General features: G+C 53.6%; 14 protein-coding genes. 1 reads left to right on the top strand and 13 read right to left on the bottom strand.

Going from position 1 to position 16230, the window contains the following annotated elements; translation table 11 throughout:
* Nucleotides 1-465: 465 nt before the first annotated feature.
* Nucleotides 466-1299 (bottom strand): glycosyltransferase family 8 protein, encoded by an 834-nt coding sequence (locus ABU190_RS16585; RefSeq protein WP_354691874.1) that lies wholly within the window; start codon nucleotides 1297-1299, stop codon nucleotides 466-468.
* Entirely contained in the window at nucleotides 1296-2678 is a 1383-nt protein-coding gene (locus ABU190_RS16580) for a D-arabinono-1,4-lactone oxidase (protein WP_354691873.1), read from the bottom strand. Before ABU190_RS16580 ends, ABU190_RS16585 begins: the two co-directional genes overlap by 4 nt.
* Before the next feature lie 433 nt (nucleotides 2679-3111).
* Here ABU190_RS16580 and ABU190_RS16575 point away from each other — a divergent pair, with 433 nt between their 5' ends.
* A complete protein-coding gene (locus ABU190_RS16575) occupies nucleotides 3112-4140 on the top strand; it encodes a LacI family DNA-binding transcriptional regulator (RefSeq protein ID WP_354691872.1) in 1029 nt (342 codons plus the stop codon).
* Nucleotides 4141-4208: 68 nt separating this feature from the next.
* Here the strand turns inward: ABU190_RS16575 and ABU190_RS16570 are convergent, their stop codons facing one another.
* From ABU190_RS16570 to eat, 11 genes are all read right to left on the bottom strand, one after another.
* The gene (locus tag ABU190_RS16570) at nucleotides 4209-4973 is read right to left on the bottom strand and encodes an HpcH/HpaI aldolase/citrate lyase family protein (RefSeq protein ID WP_354691871.1); all 765 of its coding nucleotides are present in this window, start codon (nucleotides 4971-4973) and stop codon (nucleotides 4209-4211) included.
* Nucleotides 4974-5002: 29 nt separating this feature from the next.
* A complete protein-coding gene (locus ABU190_RS16565; RefSeq protein WP_354691870.1) occupies nucleotides 5003-5785 on the bottom strand; it encodes a fumarylacetoacetate hydrolase family protein in 783 nt (260 codons plus the stop codon).
* A 40-nt stretch (nucleotides 5786-5825) separates the two neighbouring features.
* A complete protein-coding gene (locus ABU190_RS16560) occupies nucleotides 5826-6785 on the bottom strand; it encodes a D-2-hydroxyacid dehydrogenase (RefSeq protein ID WP_354691869.1) in 960 nt (319 codons plus the stop codon).
* A 73-nt stretch (nucleotides 6786-6858) separates the two neighbouring features.
* Nucleotides 6859-8169: a tricarballylate/proton symporter TcuC gene (gene tcuC, locus ABU190_RS16555; protein ID WP_071195874.1), complete on the bottom strand. Its 1311-nt coding sequence runs from the start codon at nucleotides 8167-8169 to the stop codon at nucleotides 6859-6861.
* A 131-nt stretch (nucleotides 8170-8300) separates the two neighbouring features.
* A complete protein-coding gene (gene eno / locus ABU190_RS16550; RefSeq protein ID WP_354691868.1) occupies nucleotides 8301-9572 on the bottom strand; it encodes a phosphopyruvate hydratase in 1272 nt (423 codons plus the stop codon).
* A complete protein-coding gene (locus ABU190_RS16545; protein WP_354691867.1) occupies nucleotides 9569-10597 on the bottom strand; it encodes an aminoglycoside phosphotransferase family protein in 1029 nt (342 codons plus the stop codon). The genes eno and ABU190_RS16545 overlap by 4 nt, the downstream gene beginning before the upstream one ends.
* 467 nt (nucleotides 10598-11064) lie before the next feature.
* A complete protein-coding gene (locus tag ABU190_RS16540; RefSeq protein ID WP_354691866.1) occupies nucleotides 11065-11511 on the bottom strand; it encodes a YetF domain-containing protein in 447 nt (148 codons plus the stop codon).
* Nucleotides 11512-11521: 10 nt separating this feature from the next.
* Nucleotides 11522-12031: a hypothetical protein gene (locus tag ABU190_RS16535; RefSeq protein ID WP_165159107.1), complete on the bottom strand. Its 510-nt coding sequence runs from the start codon at nucleotides 12029-12031 to the stop codon at nucleotides 11522-11524.
* Nucleotides 12032-12137: 106 nt separating this feature from the next.
* The gene (gene eutC, locus ABU190_RS16530; protein ID WP_041852581.1) at nucleotides 12138-12908 is read right to left on the bottom strand and encodes an ethanolamine ammonia-lyase subunit EutC; all 771 of its coding nucleotides are present in this window, start codon (nucleotides 12906-12908) and stop codon (nucleotides 12138-12140) included.
* Nucleotides 12905-14293 carry an ethanolamine ammonia-lyase subunit EutB gene (locus ABU190_RS16525; protein WP_354691865.1) on the bottom strand — a complete coding sequence of 463 codons (1389 nt, stop codon included), beginning with the start codon at nucleotides 14291-14293 and terminating at the stop codon, nucleotides 12905-12907. The genes eutC and ABU190_RS16525 overlap by 4 nt, the downstream gene beginning before the upstream one ends.
* Nucleotides 14294-14302: 9 nt before the next feature.
* Nucleotides 14303-15682: an ethanolamine permease gene (gene eat / locus ABU190_RS16520; protein ID WP_041852579.1), complete on the bottom strand. Its 1380-nt coding sequence runs from the start codon at nucleotides 15680-15682 to the stop codon at nucleotides 14303-14305.
* Between the last annotated feature and the right edge of the window lie 548 nt (nucleotides 15683-16230).

Here is a 16230-nt window from a genome sequence, read left to right as displayed (position 1 = left end):
GCTCGGAAGGTGGGTTCCGTTCACCTTATGTTCATGGCGAAATGTCACCTCCGGACACGTGAACGGGTAAAGGGGAACACCGCGTTCCCCTTTACAATCCCCGCGGCCCCGCAAAGAAATCGGTGCTTCGCACTGCGTTCGCCTCCCGCCCCGCTGCCTGCGGTCGGTTTGACTCGACGTCCTGTCTCGACAAACCTCAGTCCGCCATCCCTAGCGGCCTGACCTTGCCATCGGGTCTTCGTCTCACCGATTTCAGCGGGGACTCAACCCCCTCGCTGCACGCTCTGCGCCAGGGGGGCACAAAGATGTCGCTGTGGTTGTCATGCGGGAAAACGAGTCAGCCATGGTTAACAAGGTTGAAGACGTTCACAGTATCTACGATTTGTAGCCCCGGTAAGCGCAGCGCCACCGGGGATTTTTCCTGAATGTGCTCTGGTGAGGGGAGCAGACCACACAACCCCCCCCTCAATGCGGGTAATACTCCCACCACAGACGGTGCAATGCGTACCACTTATCGTCCGGCTCGGGGAACTTCTCCCAGGGTTTATCAATGATGTAATGCACATTCTTCACCCGGCTGAAATCCCACATCTTCGGGTGCTGCAACGCCAGCGTCTTTAACGCGTTATAACCATAATGCAGCGGCACCCAGCGATCGCGGAAAACATCGTTGAGAAAATCCTGCTCGGCAAACACGTAATCGGAGATATCCGCCATGGCGGCCAGTTGCGTCACCATCCTGTCGTACACATCTTTATCCGGCGTCAACAGCAGAAAACCGCCATTAAGATAGTTATCCAGTGTCGCCGGTGGATGCGCCGTCATCTGCGGATCTTCACACCAACTGTAATAGCAGTTTTCAGGCTGCCAGCTTTCCGGGTAGCTGGCGATACGGTTGGGATTACAGCGGCACGCGTGGCAGGCGGCAATAAAACCCGCCTGCAGCGGTAACTCGAACACTTCATCCATGTTCTGTACCACCAGCATATCGGCGTCGAGAAACGCCACGCGCTGATACTCCTCAAGTGTCCATACCGCCAGTTTACTCCACACCTCGGCAAAACGGGCATTAGCGTAACGGTGTGCCAGTGCGGGGTCGGGGCCAAGAATCGGCACCTCCCGAACCACACATCCGGCATCGCTCAACGACCTGCGTGTCGCGGCCTCAATGCCAGGCGTCACCATCACCACCAGCGGCCATGGCGAACCGCTTCTTTGCAGCGAATGGCGCAATGCCTCCACGCCCGGTACGTAGCCGGGCTGGGTGAGCAACGTCACCCAGGCGAACGCGGTACTCATGACAACAGCTCCGCCATAAAGTCATTGAGGAATTTACCCTGCGGATCGAGCGCCTGGCGCACCTCCTTAAAGGCGGGTAACTGTGGGTAAAGCGCGGGCCAGTCATACAGGCTGGCATCGAAATATTTCCCCCAGTGGGGCTTCCCACCCTCGCTTGCCAGAAGCGTCTCCACCGCCCGCAAAAAGGCCAGCCCCTCTTCGGAGAGTGAACCATCTTCGGCGTAATAGACCACAAAACCGAAGAAGCAGGTGGGCTGCTGCCAGGATGGGCTCAGCCAGGCGCCTGATGGCCCGGTACAGCGCAAAATGATCGGGTAGTGCATATGAGGTTGTTCGCGGGTGTGCCACTCGCGGATCCGCGTGATAAGCGCGGGGGCGCGGTCCATCGGTACGCCAATCTCAATATTGATCTGCGGCGTGGCGATGCCGCGACAGAAGACCTGATAGACATCGCCAATCACGTCGGAGAAATCTTTAAAGCGCGTCACTGTACGAAACGGCTTACCGTTTTCGTCCACAATACGGGTGTCGTTGCGCATATTTTGCAGGGTGTTTTCCACCGCGACATTCATCTGATCACTGGTCTCTTCCAGCGTCAGCAGGTCACCATGGTTATCCCGCCAGGCCTGACGCTCATCGTCATGCGCTTCACGGGCATTCCAGGCGTGGACTTTGTTTTCATCTACAAACCACCAGGCCTTGCTGAATGTCCATTGCTGATTCCAGGCCACCAGATCTTCTTCGAGCGTATCGGCACTGTGCGCGCTTTTAAAACAGGTAAACTGTGTGTAAGGACGCGTGCGGAGTGTAACGGCGCTAATGGCACCCAGCGTTCCCAGCCCCAACTGTGCCGCTGCAAACCAGGGATGTTGGTCATCCAGCGTATGAATTTGGCCCGCTGCATCAATAAGCCGGATAGCAAGCGTCTCATCCGCCAGCGAGCTTTGCTGCATACCCTGACCGTGCGTGCCGGTCGAGATCGCGCCCGCCAGCGTCTGCGAGGCAATCACCCCCGGCGAGGCGTGGAGCATACGGTTCATGGCGGTCAGCACTTCATAAACCTCATGCAGCGGAGTACCTCCGGCAAAGGTAACGCTGTCGTCGCTCACCGCCAGCAGGCCCCGCAGACGGGAGAGATCAATAAGGATATCCTGCGGCTGGGTTATCGCGAGCATCCTGCCCGGAGACATGCGACTGCCCATGATGCGTACCCGCCCCTGACAACTGGCAATCGCCTGCTGCAACTGCGCTTCAGTTTCTGGTGTGATAACCGCGCGTTCCTGTGCCAGCGTGGCGTTTTGCGCCCAGTTTAAAACAGCGTGCTCGTCTGCAACGGGATGCGTCTGGCGGCGGGGGAAAAGCGGTTGCCGGGTGGTCATTGGCGTCTCCTTAGAATGAAATTTGTCCTCCCTAACAGCATAGCCTGTCATGTAAAAGTGTGAGGAATGTCTCGCTTGTTCTTGTAAAAGATCGGTACGACGGGCAGGAGAGGCGCACAGGGAAGGGGGCGTTTCGGGGGGGGTAAATATCATTTTTCATTATCAATAATAATAAGCCTTAATTTTTTCTTAATAAGAAAACGATTCTTAAGGCAAGTTAAAATATTTATAAGTTTGCACTATGTCTAATTAATTCAGGCAGATGTTAGTATGGTAAACCGATAGTGCCAGATATAAGAATCTGTTATTATGGCTTATGCACAATATTCTTGATGCATTTTCACAGCGAAAAACTGTAGGGATTATAATTTAATCCCCGGCTTTCTGAATTGATGACGGGAAATCCGCGCCAGGACGACATTAAGGTGACGCAGTGACAATAAAAAAATTGGCTGCAATATTGGGCTTATCTCATACCACGGTATCACGTGCTTTAAACGATCACCCCGCCATTAGCCAGGCCACCAAAGACAGTGTGCTACAGGCTGCCAGAGATTATGGTTATATTCCCAATAGCGCCGCGCGCGCGTTGCGTAATGCCAGTACCGGCGCATTTGGTCTGGTGATCCCGGATATTCAGAACGATTTCTTTATTACCGTCACCAATGCCATCGCGCATGTCGCCGCCGAGCGCTCCTGGCAGATGATGCTGGGCATTACCAGCGACAAGCCGGAGATGGAACATGCCGCGCTGTTGCGCTTAATGACCGCCCGTGTGGACGGCATTATTTTCGCCCCAACCGCCAACCCCCTTTCAGAAACGCAAGAGCTGATTACCCGTACGAATGCCGTCCAGCTACTGCGCAAACATCGTAGCCTGCAGGCGCCGGTTATCGCTATAGACGATCGCCACGGCATTTCGCTGGCGGTAAAACATCTGCGAGAACTGGGTCACCAGCGTATCGGTTATATTGGCTCCTCCGAAGAGTTGAGCACCGGCTATGAACGGTTACAGGGCTTTCTGCAATGTTTCACCCCGGCAGAACAGACGGCGCTCCAGGCGCTTATTCATGTCGGTCCGCCGCAGGCTGAATTTGGCGGTGAGGCTTTCAGGCGCGTGATGGCCGCAGAGGTGCCGCCTACCGCCCTGGTGCTCGGTAGCCCACGTTATGCCATGAGCATTTTACTGACCGCGAAAGAGAAAAATATCCGTATCCCGGACGACCTTTCGCTGGTGGCCTATGGCGATGTCTCCTGGGCCAGCCTGCTGGAGATGAAACTGACCTATATTTCGCTGCCGGAAAAACAGATTGCTGACGCCTGCGTCGCCATCATTGATCGCCTGATGAATCAGGAACAGACGCTTGCCCCGGAGGCCTTTTACGCCTCCACCGATAGCCAGATCTTTACCCCGCAACTGGTGACCGGCGACTCCACAAAAGCGATTCGCCCCCGTCGCTAAAAGAAAAAACCGGATGAGGCTGCCGCGCGCATCCGGAAAAGAAACACCAAAACAAGTACTTCGGGAAACTATCTGAATTTCGCCAGCAGTTGCTCCGCGCCTTTGGTCAATAGCCCCTGGTCAGAACCAATGGCAATCATCTGGAAACCCAGCTCGATATAACGGCGGGTTTGCGCTTCATCCGTACAGAGAATGCCGACGGCTTTTCCAGCCGTTTTGATGCGTCGGCCGGTGTCTTCAATCACTTTAATGACTTCCGGGTGCATCGGCTGACCAATATAGCCGAGGCTGGCCGCGAGATCGCCGGGGCCGATAAAGAAGGCGTCAACGCCATCAATGGCCGCCATCGCCTCGATATTTTCCAGCGCGAGAGTGGTTTCCGGCATGACGATGAGACAAATTTCTTCCTCGCAGGTGGTGGCGTAGTTTTTTATCCGCCCAAAGCCGGAGGCACGCGGCGCCCCACAGTAGCCGCGCACGCCATGAGGTGGATAACGCACGGCGGAGACCAGCGCTTTTGCCTGTTCGACGGTATCTACCTGCGGCACCATCAGGGTATTTACCCCCGCATCCAGATAACGCTTAATCAGCGAAATATCGTGGTTGGGGATACGTACGATGGGCTGAGTCGGTCCGCCAGCCGCGCAGGCCTGCAACTGCGAGTAAATTTCGATGTATTCACTCGGGCCATGTTCCGCATCGAGTCCAATAAAGTCATAACCGCAGCCGCTGAGGATCTCAGCGGCAATATAGCTGCCCAGTTGAGTCCAGAGACCGAGCTGTACGCTGTTGTTTTTAATGGCATGCTTGAAATGATTTTTTTGCAGTTCCATAACGGCTCCTTTAAGCCTGCGAGACTTCCTTAGTCGGCAAAGCGGGTGCTGATGAGCCCCACACCAGTGATTTCTGCATCAAAGGCATCCCCCGGCCTGGCGGATACCGCCGGACCGATAGCGCCGGTGATAACAAACTCCCCGGCGCGCAGCGGCTTACCGATACGTACCAGGTCATCCGCCAGCCATTTCAGCGCATGTAGCGGGTGGCCGAGAATGGCGGTCGCTTTGCCTTGTGAGACCACTTCACCCGCGCGCCTGGTGACCATTTCGCTGCGTGTGATGTCGCAGTCGGAGAGGGCGACCGGCCTGGTACCCAGTACCACCAGACATGCGGCGGCGTTGTCTGCAATAAAATCACAGGACTTCACGTTCCAGCCGGTGACGCGGCTGTCGCAGATTTCAAACGCCGGAAGGAGGTAATCAACGGCGTCGATGATGTCGAGGAGGGTGTGTTCAGTTTGCGTCAGGTCTTTTTTCAGGACGACGGCAATCTCGGTTTCCACGCGCAGATCGCTGACGACCGGTTTAGTGATTTCCGCACCGTCGATCAGCACCATGTCGGCGTAGATATTGCCGTAACAGGGGTCTGAAATACCGAACTGCTTCTGCACGGCTTTGTTGGTTAAACCCAGTTTACGTCCGACCAGACGGCGGCCCTGCGCCTGCCAGATTTTGTCGTTGTAATCCTGAATCATGTACGCAGTCGTCAGGTTTTCACTGTCGACCAGCTCGCGAATCGGGTCGCCCGCTTCGTTGTTATCCCAGGCATGGCGCAGCAAGTCTGCCGCTTTGATAATGTTGTTTTCCATTGTTCTTGCTCTAATTATCTCTTTGATTTGTAGGGTGCTATCAGTCGCTCACTCGATTTTGCGGTTGTCCGGCCAGATACGCTTTGACGTTATCAACGGTGGTCGCCAGAATGCGTCCACGCGCTTCAACCGAGGCCCAGGCAATGTGTGGGGTAATAATGCAATTCTTCGCCGTTAACATTGGGTTTTCAGGCACCGGCGGTTCTTTGGAGAGGACATCGACAGCGGCACCGGCAATCACGCCGTTATTGAGCGCATCGGCAAGGTCAGCTTCGTTAACCAGATCGCCGCGCGAGGTGTTAAGCAGCAGGGCGGATCTCTTCATTTTGCGCAGGGATTGTGCGTTGATCATGCCCTGTGTTTTGGGCGTCAGTAAGCAGTGCAGGCTAATCACATCGGCTTCGGCGTAAAGAGTATCGAGGTCGACATAGCGGACGCGGTCGTTTTCCAGCGTTTTGTTCTGGTATTCGTCATAAGCCAGTACATTCATACCCAGCGCCTGCGCCACGGCGCCGAACGCCTGGCCAATACGGCCATAGCCGATAATACCCACGTTTTTGCCCGCCACTTCGAGCATCGGTTTCAGCCAGTAGCAGAAATCCGGTTTTTTCCCCCAACCACCGGCGTGGACATCGCTGTCGTGCAGGCCAACCTGGTTACAGAGTTCCAGCATCAGCGCAGTTGTGAATTGTGCGACGGTAGAGGTGCCGTATGTCGGGACATTGGAGACCGTCACGCCGTGGGCTTTTGCCGCTGCGAGGTCAATAACGTTATAACCGGTCGCCGTAACGCCAATAAATTTCAGGTTAGGACACTGGCTAAATTCTTTTTCGCTTAATACGACTTTGTTGATAATCGCTATTTCCGCATCGCCAATTCGTTCCACCACTTCTTCCGGGGCCGAGTTGTCATAAACGGATATTTCTCCCAGTTGCGAAAGCGCATCCCACGACAGATCGCCAGGATTAAGTACGCCACCATCTAAAATAACAATTTTCATACATTACCTTTTCCAGTTTATTTTCAGCAGTACACCAACTTAATCGATGTACTGCTGTTTGGTCAGCAATTAATTAATGTAATTCTTTGGTCTGATTAATGGCTGTTTGTTTATGGTCGAGGGTTAATACGGCCAACAAACTTAATACGGCGTTAAATCCAAGCCAGACACCCACCATCGCATTACTGTTAAAGGTGTGGTTAAGCCAGGTACAAATTGCCGGCGTCAGGCCACCCAGTACGGCGGCGGCAACCGCCTGAGCAAAAGAGTAACCCGCCGTACGGGCATGTGCCGGTACCAGTTCGACCATCGCGGCAACCTGAACGGAGCTGTAGCAGGCATACATAAAAGAGAACCACAGTTCAAATACGACAAATTTAAACACCGTCGGGTCGGCTGCCAGCCAGGAGAGCATCGGCCATGCGGTGAGCGCACCGGTCAGCGTCACCACGATAAGCATCGTTTTTCTGTTGACCCGGTCAGCGATCATCGCTGTGATCGGCAGCCAGAACAGGATCGACAGGCCAACAAAGAACAGCGTGATAAAGCCAACGTTCTCACCGAGGTTCAGGCTTTTGATAAAAGTGGGGGCATAGGTGGTGACCGTTTGCGCGGTGACGGTTGCCATCGCCACCATCCCCATGCAGACCACAATGGTGCGCCATCCGGTCACCAGACTTGTGCAAATCTCTTTTACGGTCGGTGTGGTTTTCTTCTTCGCGAAAACTTCCGTCTCTTGCAGGTTTGAACGCAGCCAGAACATCAGCGGGATAACCGCGCAGCCAATCAACAACGGAACGCGCCAGCCCCAGTCGTGCAGATCTTCGGTTGACATGTTATACAGCAGTACCAGGCCGATAATAGACGCTGCCATGACCGCAAACTGCTGAGAACCCACCTGCCAGCAGGTATAGAACGCACGCCGGTTCGGCGGCGATATCTCTGCCAGATACACAACCACGCCACCCAGTTCCGCACCGGCTGAGAAACCTTGTAGCAAGCGACCAAGAATGACGATGATCGGTGCGGCGATACCAATGGAGGCATAGGTCGGCGTCATGGCGACGCACAAAATACCGATGGACATCAGGGTCAGGGCCATAATTAACCCTTTTCGACGGCCATGACGGTCGGTGTAAGCCCCCAGAATAATGGCCCCAAACGGACGGGCGAAGAAGCCTAAAGCGAATGTCATCAGGGTGAGCATTAATGACACATATTCATTATCAGACGGGAAATAAGCCTGCGAAATATAACGCGCATAATAGCCATAGACCATAAAGTCATATATTTCGAGGGCGTTTCCGGCACCCACCTGAACAATGGGTTTGATCTGCATTTTCTTTTTGGCTGCAGGCAATGCCTCGCCGCTGTAATCGGTCATTTGAATCTCCTGAAATTATATATCGACAATTTGGAAAAACTCATACAACCAGAACAGACATCGAAAATTCAGGTCAATGCGTAGGGCCCGGAGATAACGCCTGTTCAGCTAATCGGAATAAAATTAAAAAATTATTTATGATCTAATGCGGCGATGCCGAAAAATCCCAGAGCATTGGCCTCTTCCAGCCGAATGGCTTCATTCCATTTTGATGTACGCTCTGAGCGGGTCATTGAGCCCACTTTTAATTGCCCGGCATTCAAACCTAATGCGAGGTGGACAATAATATTGTCTTCGGTTTCACCTGAGCGCGCGGAAACAATCGAGCCGTATCCCGCTTTTTGCGCTTCGGTAAATGCATGACGTAATTGGGTAATGGTGCCAGCCTGGTTGGCTTTTAATAATACGGCGTTACAGGCTCCTATTTCCGCCGCTGCTTTTACGCGCTCGCCATTTGTCACGAAATAATCATCACCGACAATTTGCACCCGAGAACCTGCGGCTTTCGTAAAGGCGATAAGACCTTGTTCATCATCTTCTGCCAGCGGGTCTTCAATAGAGAGAATCGGATACCGATCCAACCAGCCGAGCAATAATTCACACATGCCGTCTGAGTCATATTCCGTGGCTTCCAGCGCCAGGCGGTAGCGGCCCTCTTTGCCAAACTCAGACGAGGCGATATCCAGTGCAATAGAGACATCCTGGCCCGGTACATAGCCTGCGCTTTCAATCGCTTTTACCAGCGTATCCAGCGCCTGTTCATTGCTGCTGAACTCTGGCCACCAGCCGCCTTCATCCGCCACGCCGCTTAAATGGCCGCGCTGTTTCATGATGCGCCCCGCGCTGTGATACACCTCAGCGGTCATCACCAGCGCTTCTTCAAAGGATTTCGCCCCGTTGGCGATAACCATCAAATCCTGAATATCGATACGCCGCCCGGCGTGCGCACCGCCGCCGAAAATCTGAATTTGCGGCAGCGGCATCGCCACTTTCCGATCGCCTGCCAGATACTTCCACAGCGGCAGGTGGGCATTGTTAGCCGCCGCATAGATAGCCGCCATGGAGCAGGCGACCGAGGCGTTGCCCCCCAGACGGGAGAACGTGCCCGTGCCGTCCAGTTCAATCAGAATGCTGTCGATAAGTTTCTGATCGTTGATATCCGTGCCGATAAGCGCCGGGGCAATTTCATGTTGAATGTTATGCAGCGCTTTTTGCACATCTTTGCCCGAAAGAACACTGCCGCCATCGCGCAGTTCCACCGCTTCGTGCATCCCGCAAGAGGCCCCGGCCGGTGCCATGCCGCGACCAAAGAGACCATTTTTCAGATGAACTTCAACCTCAACTGTCGGCCAGCCCCGGGAATCCCACACGCGACGGCCCATCACATTTTTAATACGACTCATAACCCGTTCTCCTTCCGCCAGAATGATGTAATGTCTTTCAATTGCGTAAATTGACGTTCCAGTAATGTGCAACTTGCGCGACGTACGTTATTCGCATGTCTGCCCTGGAGATATTCCGCCGGTGATTTGCCGTCGACGCGGGCCAGAATTAAACAGGGCAGCAGTGTTGCGACACGGGCTTCGTATTCCCCGGCAGGTTCCCAGGTGATATGGTGGAAATAGCTTTGGTACATTGCATCAAAGGCGATCATGAGTTTTTGCCGTGTCTCCTGCGACCCGGCAATCACCGTTTTTAGCAGGAAGTGATTTAAGCAAAATGCTAAATCGAATGCCGGGTCGCCATACCATGCGCATTCCGCATCGAGAATGACCGGGCCATCTGGGCCGCGTAAGATATTTTTCGGGCTAATATCACCGTGCACCAGTGCCAGTCTGGTGGATTGTGTTCGGTGTAATACCGTCAAAATAAAATCAGCAAAGTGCGGGTGAACGCGGGCGATCTCCCCAAGATAGGGATCCAGACGCAGCGAAAAGAAGTTGTCGTCATAGGCGAAGATTTTTGCCAGCGCTTCGCTTTTTGCCGTCTTCTGATGGATTTCACCTAATATGCTGCCTGTCTGCGCGGCAAAATCGATATCGATTTCTCCGCTTAACAGTTGTGATTTCCAGTTATGAAATTGCTCTGCGGGCAGATAATCCATCACAAAACAGAGCGCGTTACGGTCGATGCCTGTGATATGTGGAACCGAGCGCGGCGCAATACCGGCGACGGTTTGCATCCAGTCTATTTCGGCAAAGACACGTTCAAGCGGTGCATGCCACTCTTTGGCGACTTTCAATTTTGGCAGTGCCTGTTTCAGGCAAAACTGCCGTTCCCCGGTGCTGACTTTTAAAATGTTGGAAGAGACGCCGCCCGTGAGTGGGCTGACGTGCAGGGCCTCTTCTGCTTCGAGGAGGCCCATCGTTTGCAATACATCACGTATTGCATCCTGATCTATCGACAGATCTTTGAAACACGTTTCCATTCATCACCCGTAATTGATGTATTTACGTAACTGTTTCTGATGAGTAAAAAGCAGCAGGCAAATGTTCCCCTGCGACTGAATTAGCCGTGACGCAACGACGTTAATTATTTACAGAAAGAGGGTATCTATCATGGCGAAAAGAATATGCCTTGATAAATGCTTACCGTCCCGAATGTAGCTTTTTAATCATACTGTATTTATTTATGCACACGTGTGCATAAGAGTCAATCAACCTGCGGAGTAATTATGTTGACGTGCCTCTCATTTATTTTTTAATGATTGTAACTTGCTGTTTTTTATGCTTTTATATGGGTGTGATCTTGATCGTAATTATAAGAAATGGAATTTTTAAAGGTCACGATTGTGGATTTTATAGAAAGTTAATGAAATTAAAGGGACGGACAGAAGGCAGCGCACTGTGAACTGCCTGCGGCATAATTGCAGACAGCCACAGTGTAAATCGGGTTTTATGGCGACTTCGCAATAATCGAGATATGGCCATTGCGCTCAAGGATGGCGTACTTAATATCGTCAAGTTTATCAATGCCCTGATTATTACGTGCAGAGACCATGATGTCATCATAGGTGATATCAGCCTCTTTCATTTTGCCGCGTAACATCTGGCCATGTTCCACCAGGATGACCGGAGCACCGTCGATCATGTCTTCCGGGTTATTGATATATTTTTTGAGATAGCCGAACAGAATGTCCACCGTCACCAGGGTAATGATGGTTAGCGCCGCACCGGTGACGGAAAAATCATTCCCCAGTAACGCCTGTTGTGTGGCCTCGCTGATGATCAACAGTAAGATAAGATCAAAAGAGGTCATTTGTAACAAAGCCCGGCGTCCGGCGATTTTAAAAACCACCATTAACACCAGATAGATGGCGATTGTCCGCAATACCATTTCCATCGTCTCGCCCTCAGGGGTAAATAAATTGCCAGATGCTGGTGCTGGATGCGCCTTCCACACCAATTTGCGACGTTACGCTGCCCGGAAGCTGTGGGGTCAGCCCCAGCCAGAGATCAAAGGCTTCTCCCGGATGCGCGTGGGAATATTCCAGACGCAGTATTCCGTTTCGACTGGAGACTTGGTCTGGCTGCGGCTGAAGCGTGCGTATCTCATATTGCTGCATAAAATCGCCGCCCAGCGTGATGACGAGCTGCTCATGCTTTGGCGCCCTGACGGTAATGGCCAGCGCCATATCGCTTTGTAAACGCCCGAATCGCTCGTAATGTACTTGCAGTTGTTTATCGCCAGTTTCCTGCGTTCTGTCGCTTAAAAATCCGTGGGAAAACAGGCCTGCAAGGGCGCTGATGACAATCAAAAAAAGCAGATAAGCGCCATATTGCTGTACCCGGGATTCGAATCTCAGCCAGCGCGGGTTCTCTCTTACAGGATGATTCTGGGGATCAGGTGCGGTCTCTTTCACCTTGGAGTCTCCACAAACGTAGAATGCACACAGGGTTAACAGAGTATGGAACAAAATTTGCGTTACGCGTCGCGCTTTACCCATGGGCGATAAAGCGCGCGGGAGGCTAACGAACGCGTGGGGTCACGCGTCCATGCAGGGCAGGGTTATCGCTTTCGTCTTTTAACTTCACGCCGGTAAGCCTGCGCAGGAACGCCTGTTCCAGCAGCCAGGCGAGCTTAAAGGCGGCTGCGTCATAATTCAGCCCCTCGGGGCGAATGTTCGAAATGCAGTTGCGCTCCGACTCCAGCCGTTTGCGCTCGGGTTTCCATGTCAGATAGACACCCAGGCTGTCCGGGGAGGAGAGGCCGGGGCGTTCACCAATCAGGATCGCGACCGCTTTGCTGTTGAGCGTTTCGCCAATGTCATCCCCCAGCGCAACCCGTGACTGATGCGCCAGTACCACCGGGGCAAGTGAAATCCCCAGCGTCTCCAGATAGGGCAGCAGCGCTTTAATCAGGCCGACGGACTGGCGTTGCACCGCATGTGAAGAGAGGCCATCGCCAATCACCAGCAGCAGGTCGTGGGCGGGCGTCCGGCTCGCTTTTAAGGCATCGCGGCTCTCTTCGCTGAGCATGCGCCCCAAATCCGGTCGATTCAGATAGATGTGCCTGTCTGTCGCCGCGCTGTGCGCATTCAGCGTTTGCAGCCCCAGCTCGTGTAGCTGTGTCGCCAGACTTTCACTGTCGAACGGCTGGTGGATGGCATCGCGGGCCTGAGCATGGGCCAGGCCAAAGTTCAGCACCTCACGCGTGGGCAGACTGGCGCCGCTGCGCCCAAGTGCGATGCGGGCGTCGGTAAATTCGCGCAGTAATGTCCAGGCATCGGGTGGATTCATGCGCTCACTCCTTGTGGTAATGCGGTCAGCAGCGGGTGATTCGCCCCGGTTAAACGCAACTGTCCGTGGGTATCGATAATTTGCATACGGGTGAGCCAGTCGGCGAACTCTGGCGCATGTTTCAGCCCCAGCAGACGGCGGGCATAGAGGGCGTCGTGGAACGACGTACTCTGATAATTGAGCATGATGTCATCCGCGCCCGGTACGCCAATCAGGAACGTCAGCCCGGCGTTACACAGCAGCGTCAGCAACGTGTCCATATCATCCTGATCTGCTTCGGCGTGGTTGGTGTAACAGACGTCGCAGCCGATAGGCAGCCCCATCAGCTTGCCGCAGAAATGATCTTCTAAACCGGCACGAATGATCTGCTTGCCGTCATAGAGATACTCCGGCCCGATAAATCCGACCACGGTATTGACCAGTAACGGGTTGAAGTGGCGCGCCACGGCATAGGCCCGTGCTTCGCAGGTTTGCTGGTCAACGCCGTGATGCGCATTCGCCGACAGGCAGCTCCCCTGGCCGGTTTCAAAATACATCACGTTGTTGCCGAGTGTGCCGCGTTGCAGGCTCAGGGCTGCATCCTGCGCCTCTTTAAGCATCGACAGATTAATGCCAAAGCCGCTGTTGGCCGCTTCGGTTCCCGCCACGGACTGAAAGACCAGATCCACCGGTGCGCCACGTTCAATCAGTTGCAGCGTGTTGGTAACATGTGTAAGCACGCAGGATTGGGTGGGGATGGCAAAACGGCTGATGATGTCATCCATCATATGATTGAGCCGTTCGAGGACTGGCAGGCTGTCGCTGGCCGGGTTAATACCCACCACCGCATCACCCGCACCGTAGAGCAGGCCATCGAGCATGCTGGCGGCGATGCCTTTTAAATCATCGGTGGGATGATTCGGCTGCAGGCGAACGCTCAAATGGCCGGGCAGGCCGATGGTGTTGCGAAAACGGGTAATCACGCTGCATTTGCTGGCCACCAGAATCAAATCCTGGTTACGCATCAGCTTGCTTACCGCGGCTGCCATCTCCGGCGTGACGGCCGGGGCGATGTGTGTCAGCGTGGCGGCATCGGTGGTATCGGCCAGCAACCAGTCACGGAAATCGCCGACGGTCAGGTGGCGGATAAGGGAAAAGGCATCGGCGTTGTGGGTATCAATGATCAGACGGGTAACTTCATCGCTTTCGTAAGGAATGAGCGGATTGTCCAGAAGGTCACGCAGCGGGATATCGGCAAGGGCGATTTTCGCCGCCATGCGCTCTTCCGCTGAATCTGCCGCGACACCCGCCAGCACATCCCCGGAACGGGCCGGGGACGCTTTTGCCATGACTTCTTTAAGACTGGCGAACCGGTATGTCCGGTGCGCCAGGGTCGTTTTATACATTTCGCCTCCTCAGGAGAGCGCACGCAGTTGCGGATCCATCGCCGCACGCTCACGGGCTGACGCTGTTTTACGGAACCACATGTAACCGCCCAGCATCATCAGCGCGAAAATGAGCGCCAGCAGGGTGTTGTACCAGACCATCGCGACCAGACAGAGTACCGCCATACCCAGCGCAAACGCGGGCGCTATCGGGAACAGGGGCGCTTTAAACGGACGCACCAGGTTCGGCTCGCTACGGCGCAGTTTGAACAGCGCGGCCATTGAGATGATATACATAACAATAGCGCCGAATACTGACATCGTCACAATGCAGGCGGTCAGCGGCATGCCGCTAATGGTTACCAGCGAATCGGAGAAAATGGCCGCGATCCCCACCACGCCGCCGGCCAGAATCGCCAGGTGCGGTGTGCGCGTTTTACGGTTCAGGTTCGCCAGGCTGGCAGGCAGGTAGCCCGCACGCGCCAGTGAGTAGATCTGACGGGAGTAACCCATGATAATACCGTGGAAAGAGGCCACCAGGCCAAACAGCCCCAGCCAGACCAGCATATGCAGCCAGCCGCTACTGTTGCCCACCACGACTTTCATCGCCTGCGGTAAGGGATCATTAATGTTCGACAGGGCGCGCCAGTCACCCACGCCGCCGGCAAATATCATTACGCCAACCGCCAATACGGTCAGCGTCAGGATACCGCCGCCCAGCGCGCGAGGAATGGTGCGTTGCGGGTCTTTGGCTTCTTCGGCGGCCATCGACGCGCCTTCTATTGCCAGGAAGAACCAGATAGCAAAGGGGATAGCGGCAAACATCCCCGACAATGCCGGGGCGCTAAAGCTTTCTGCACCTGCCCAGCCGTTAGCCGTGAAGTTGTCCCAGGAGAAGCCCGGTGCAACAACACCCATAAAGACCAGCAATTCAAATATCGCCAGCAGGGTGACGATCAATTCAAACGTAGCGGCAATGCCGACACCGAGAATATTCAACGCCATAAAGATGATATAGGCACCACAGGCGATCCATTTCGGATCGAGGGACGGAAATTGCACGTTCAGGTAGGCCCCAATGGCCATTGCAATAGCCGGTGGCGCAAACACAAATTCAATGAGCGTGGCGAAACCGGCAATAAATCCGCCGGTGGGGCCGAAAGCCCGATACGCGTAAGCAAAAGGGCCACCCGCGTGTGGGATCGCCGTTGTCAGCTCAGTGAAACTGAATATGAACGCGCAATACATGGCGGCAATCGCCAGCGCGACAATCAAAAATCCCATCGTTCCGGCCTGGGACCAGCCATAACTCCAGCCAAAATATTCGCCTGAAATGACCAGGCCGACGGCTATGCCCCATAAGCGGAAGCTGCCGAGTGTTCTTTTTAATGTGGTTGATTCTGTGGTCATCATTTACTGCCTCGCCATTAAACACAGTGCAATGTCAGTAGCAAAGGCAGTGCCAAGCTTAAAAAATAAATAAATTCAATATGTTAATAATGGTATGGAGAATGGCGCGAAAAAAACGCGGCACCGATGTAGCGCCTGACGGGTAATTCTGGTGCATGCTGCCCCGCAATGGTGAAATTTGCCGTAGGGTAAAAGCTTTTGATGTTTTTCCCAGGAGGAACTTGCTGAAAGCGAAGCGTAAAAATAATGCCTTGAGTGAAATTTCATTAGGCATAGTAGTTTGAATCTTTTATGGTTAAGGAAAAAACAAAATATTATAGGGAGCAGGCAGGGAATAAATCCGACAATTCTTACACCCTTTTTATCCCGGCGACGCTTTACTATTATTAATTATTGACGATATTTACTGTTTTTATTTCACATAGTTTTTACATTTTAGATTTCATTACCTTATGACATTGTTTTGTCGGTTGTATCACAATGTTTTCAGGTAATTACCTGATGTTAAATTTAATCGTTGAGAATGAGTTGACCTGAATTGTTTCGCA

The sequence above is a fragment of the Phytobacter sp. RSE-02 genome, assembly GCF_040578655.1.
GTDB lineage: Bacteria > Pseudomonadota > Gammaproteobacteria > Enterobacterales > Enterobacteriaceae > Phytobacter > Phytobacter diazotrophicus.
Note: the sequence above shows the minus strand (reverse complement) of the source record. Positions and strands in the feature narration are given on the sequence as shown.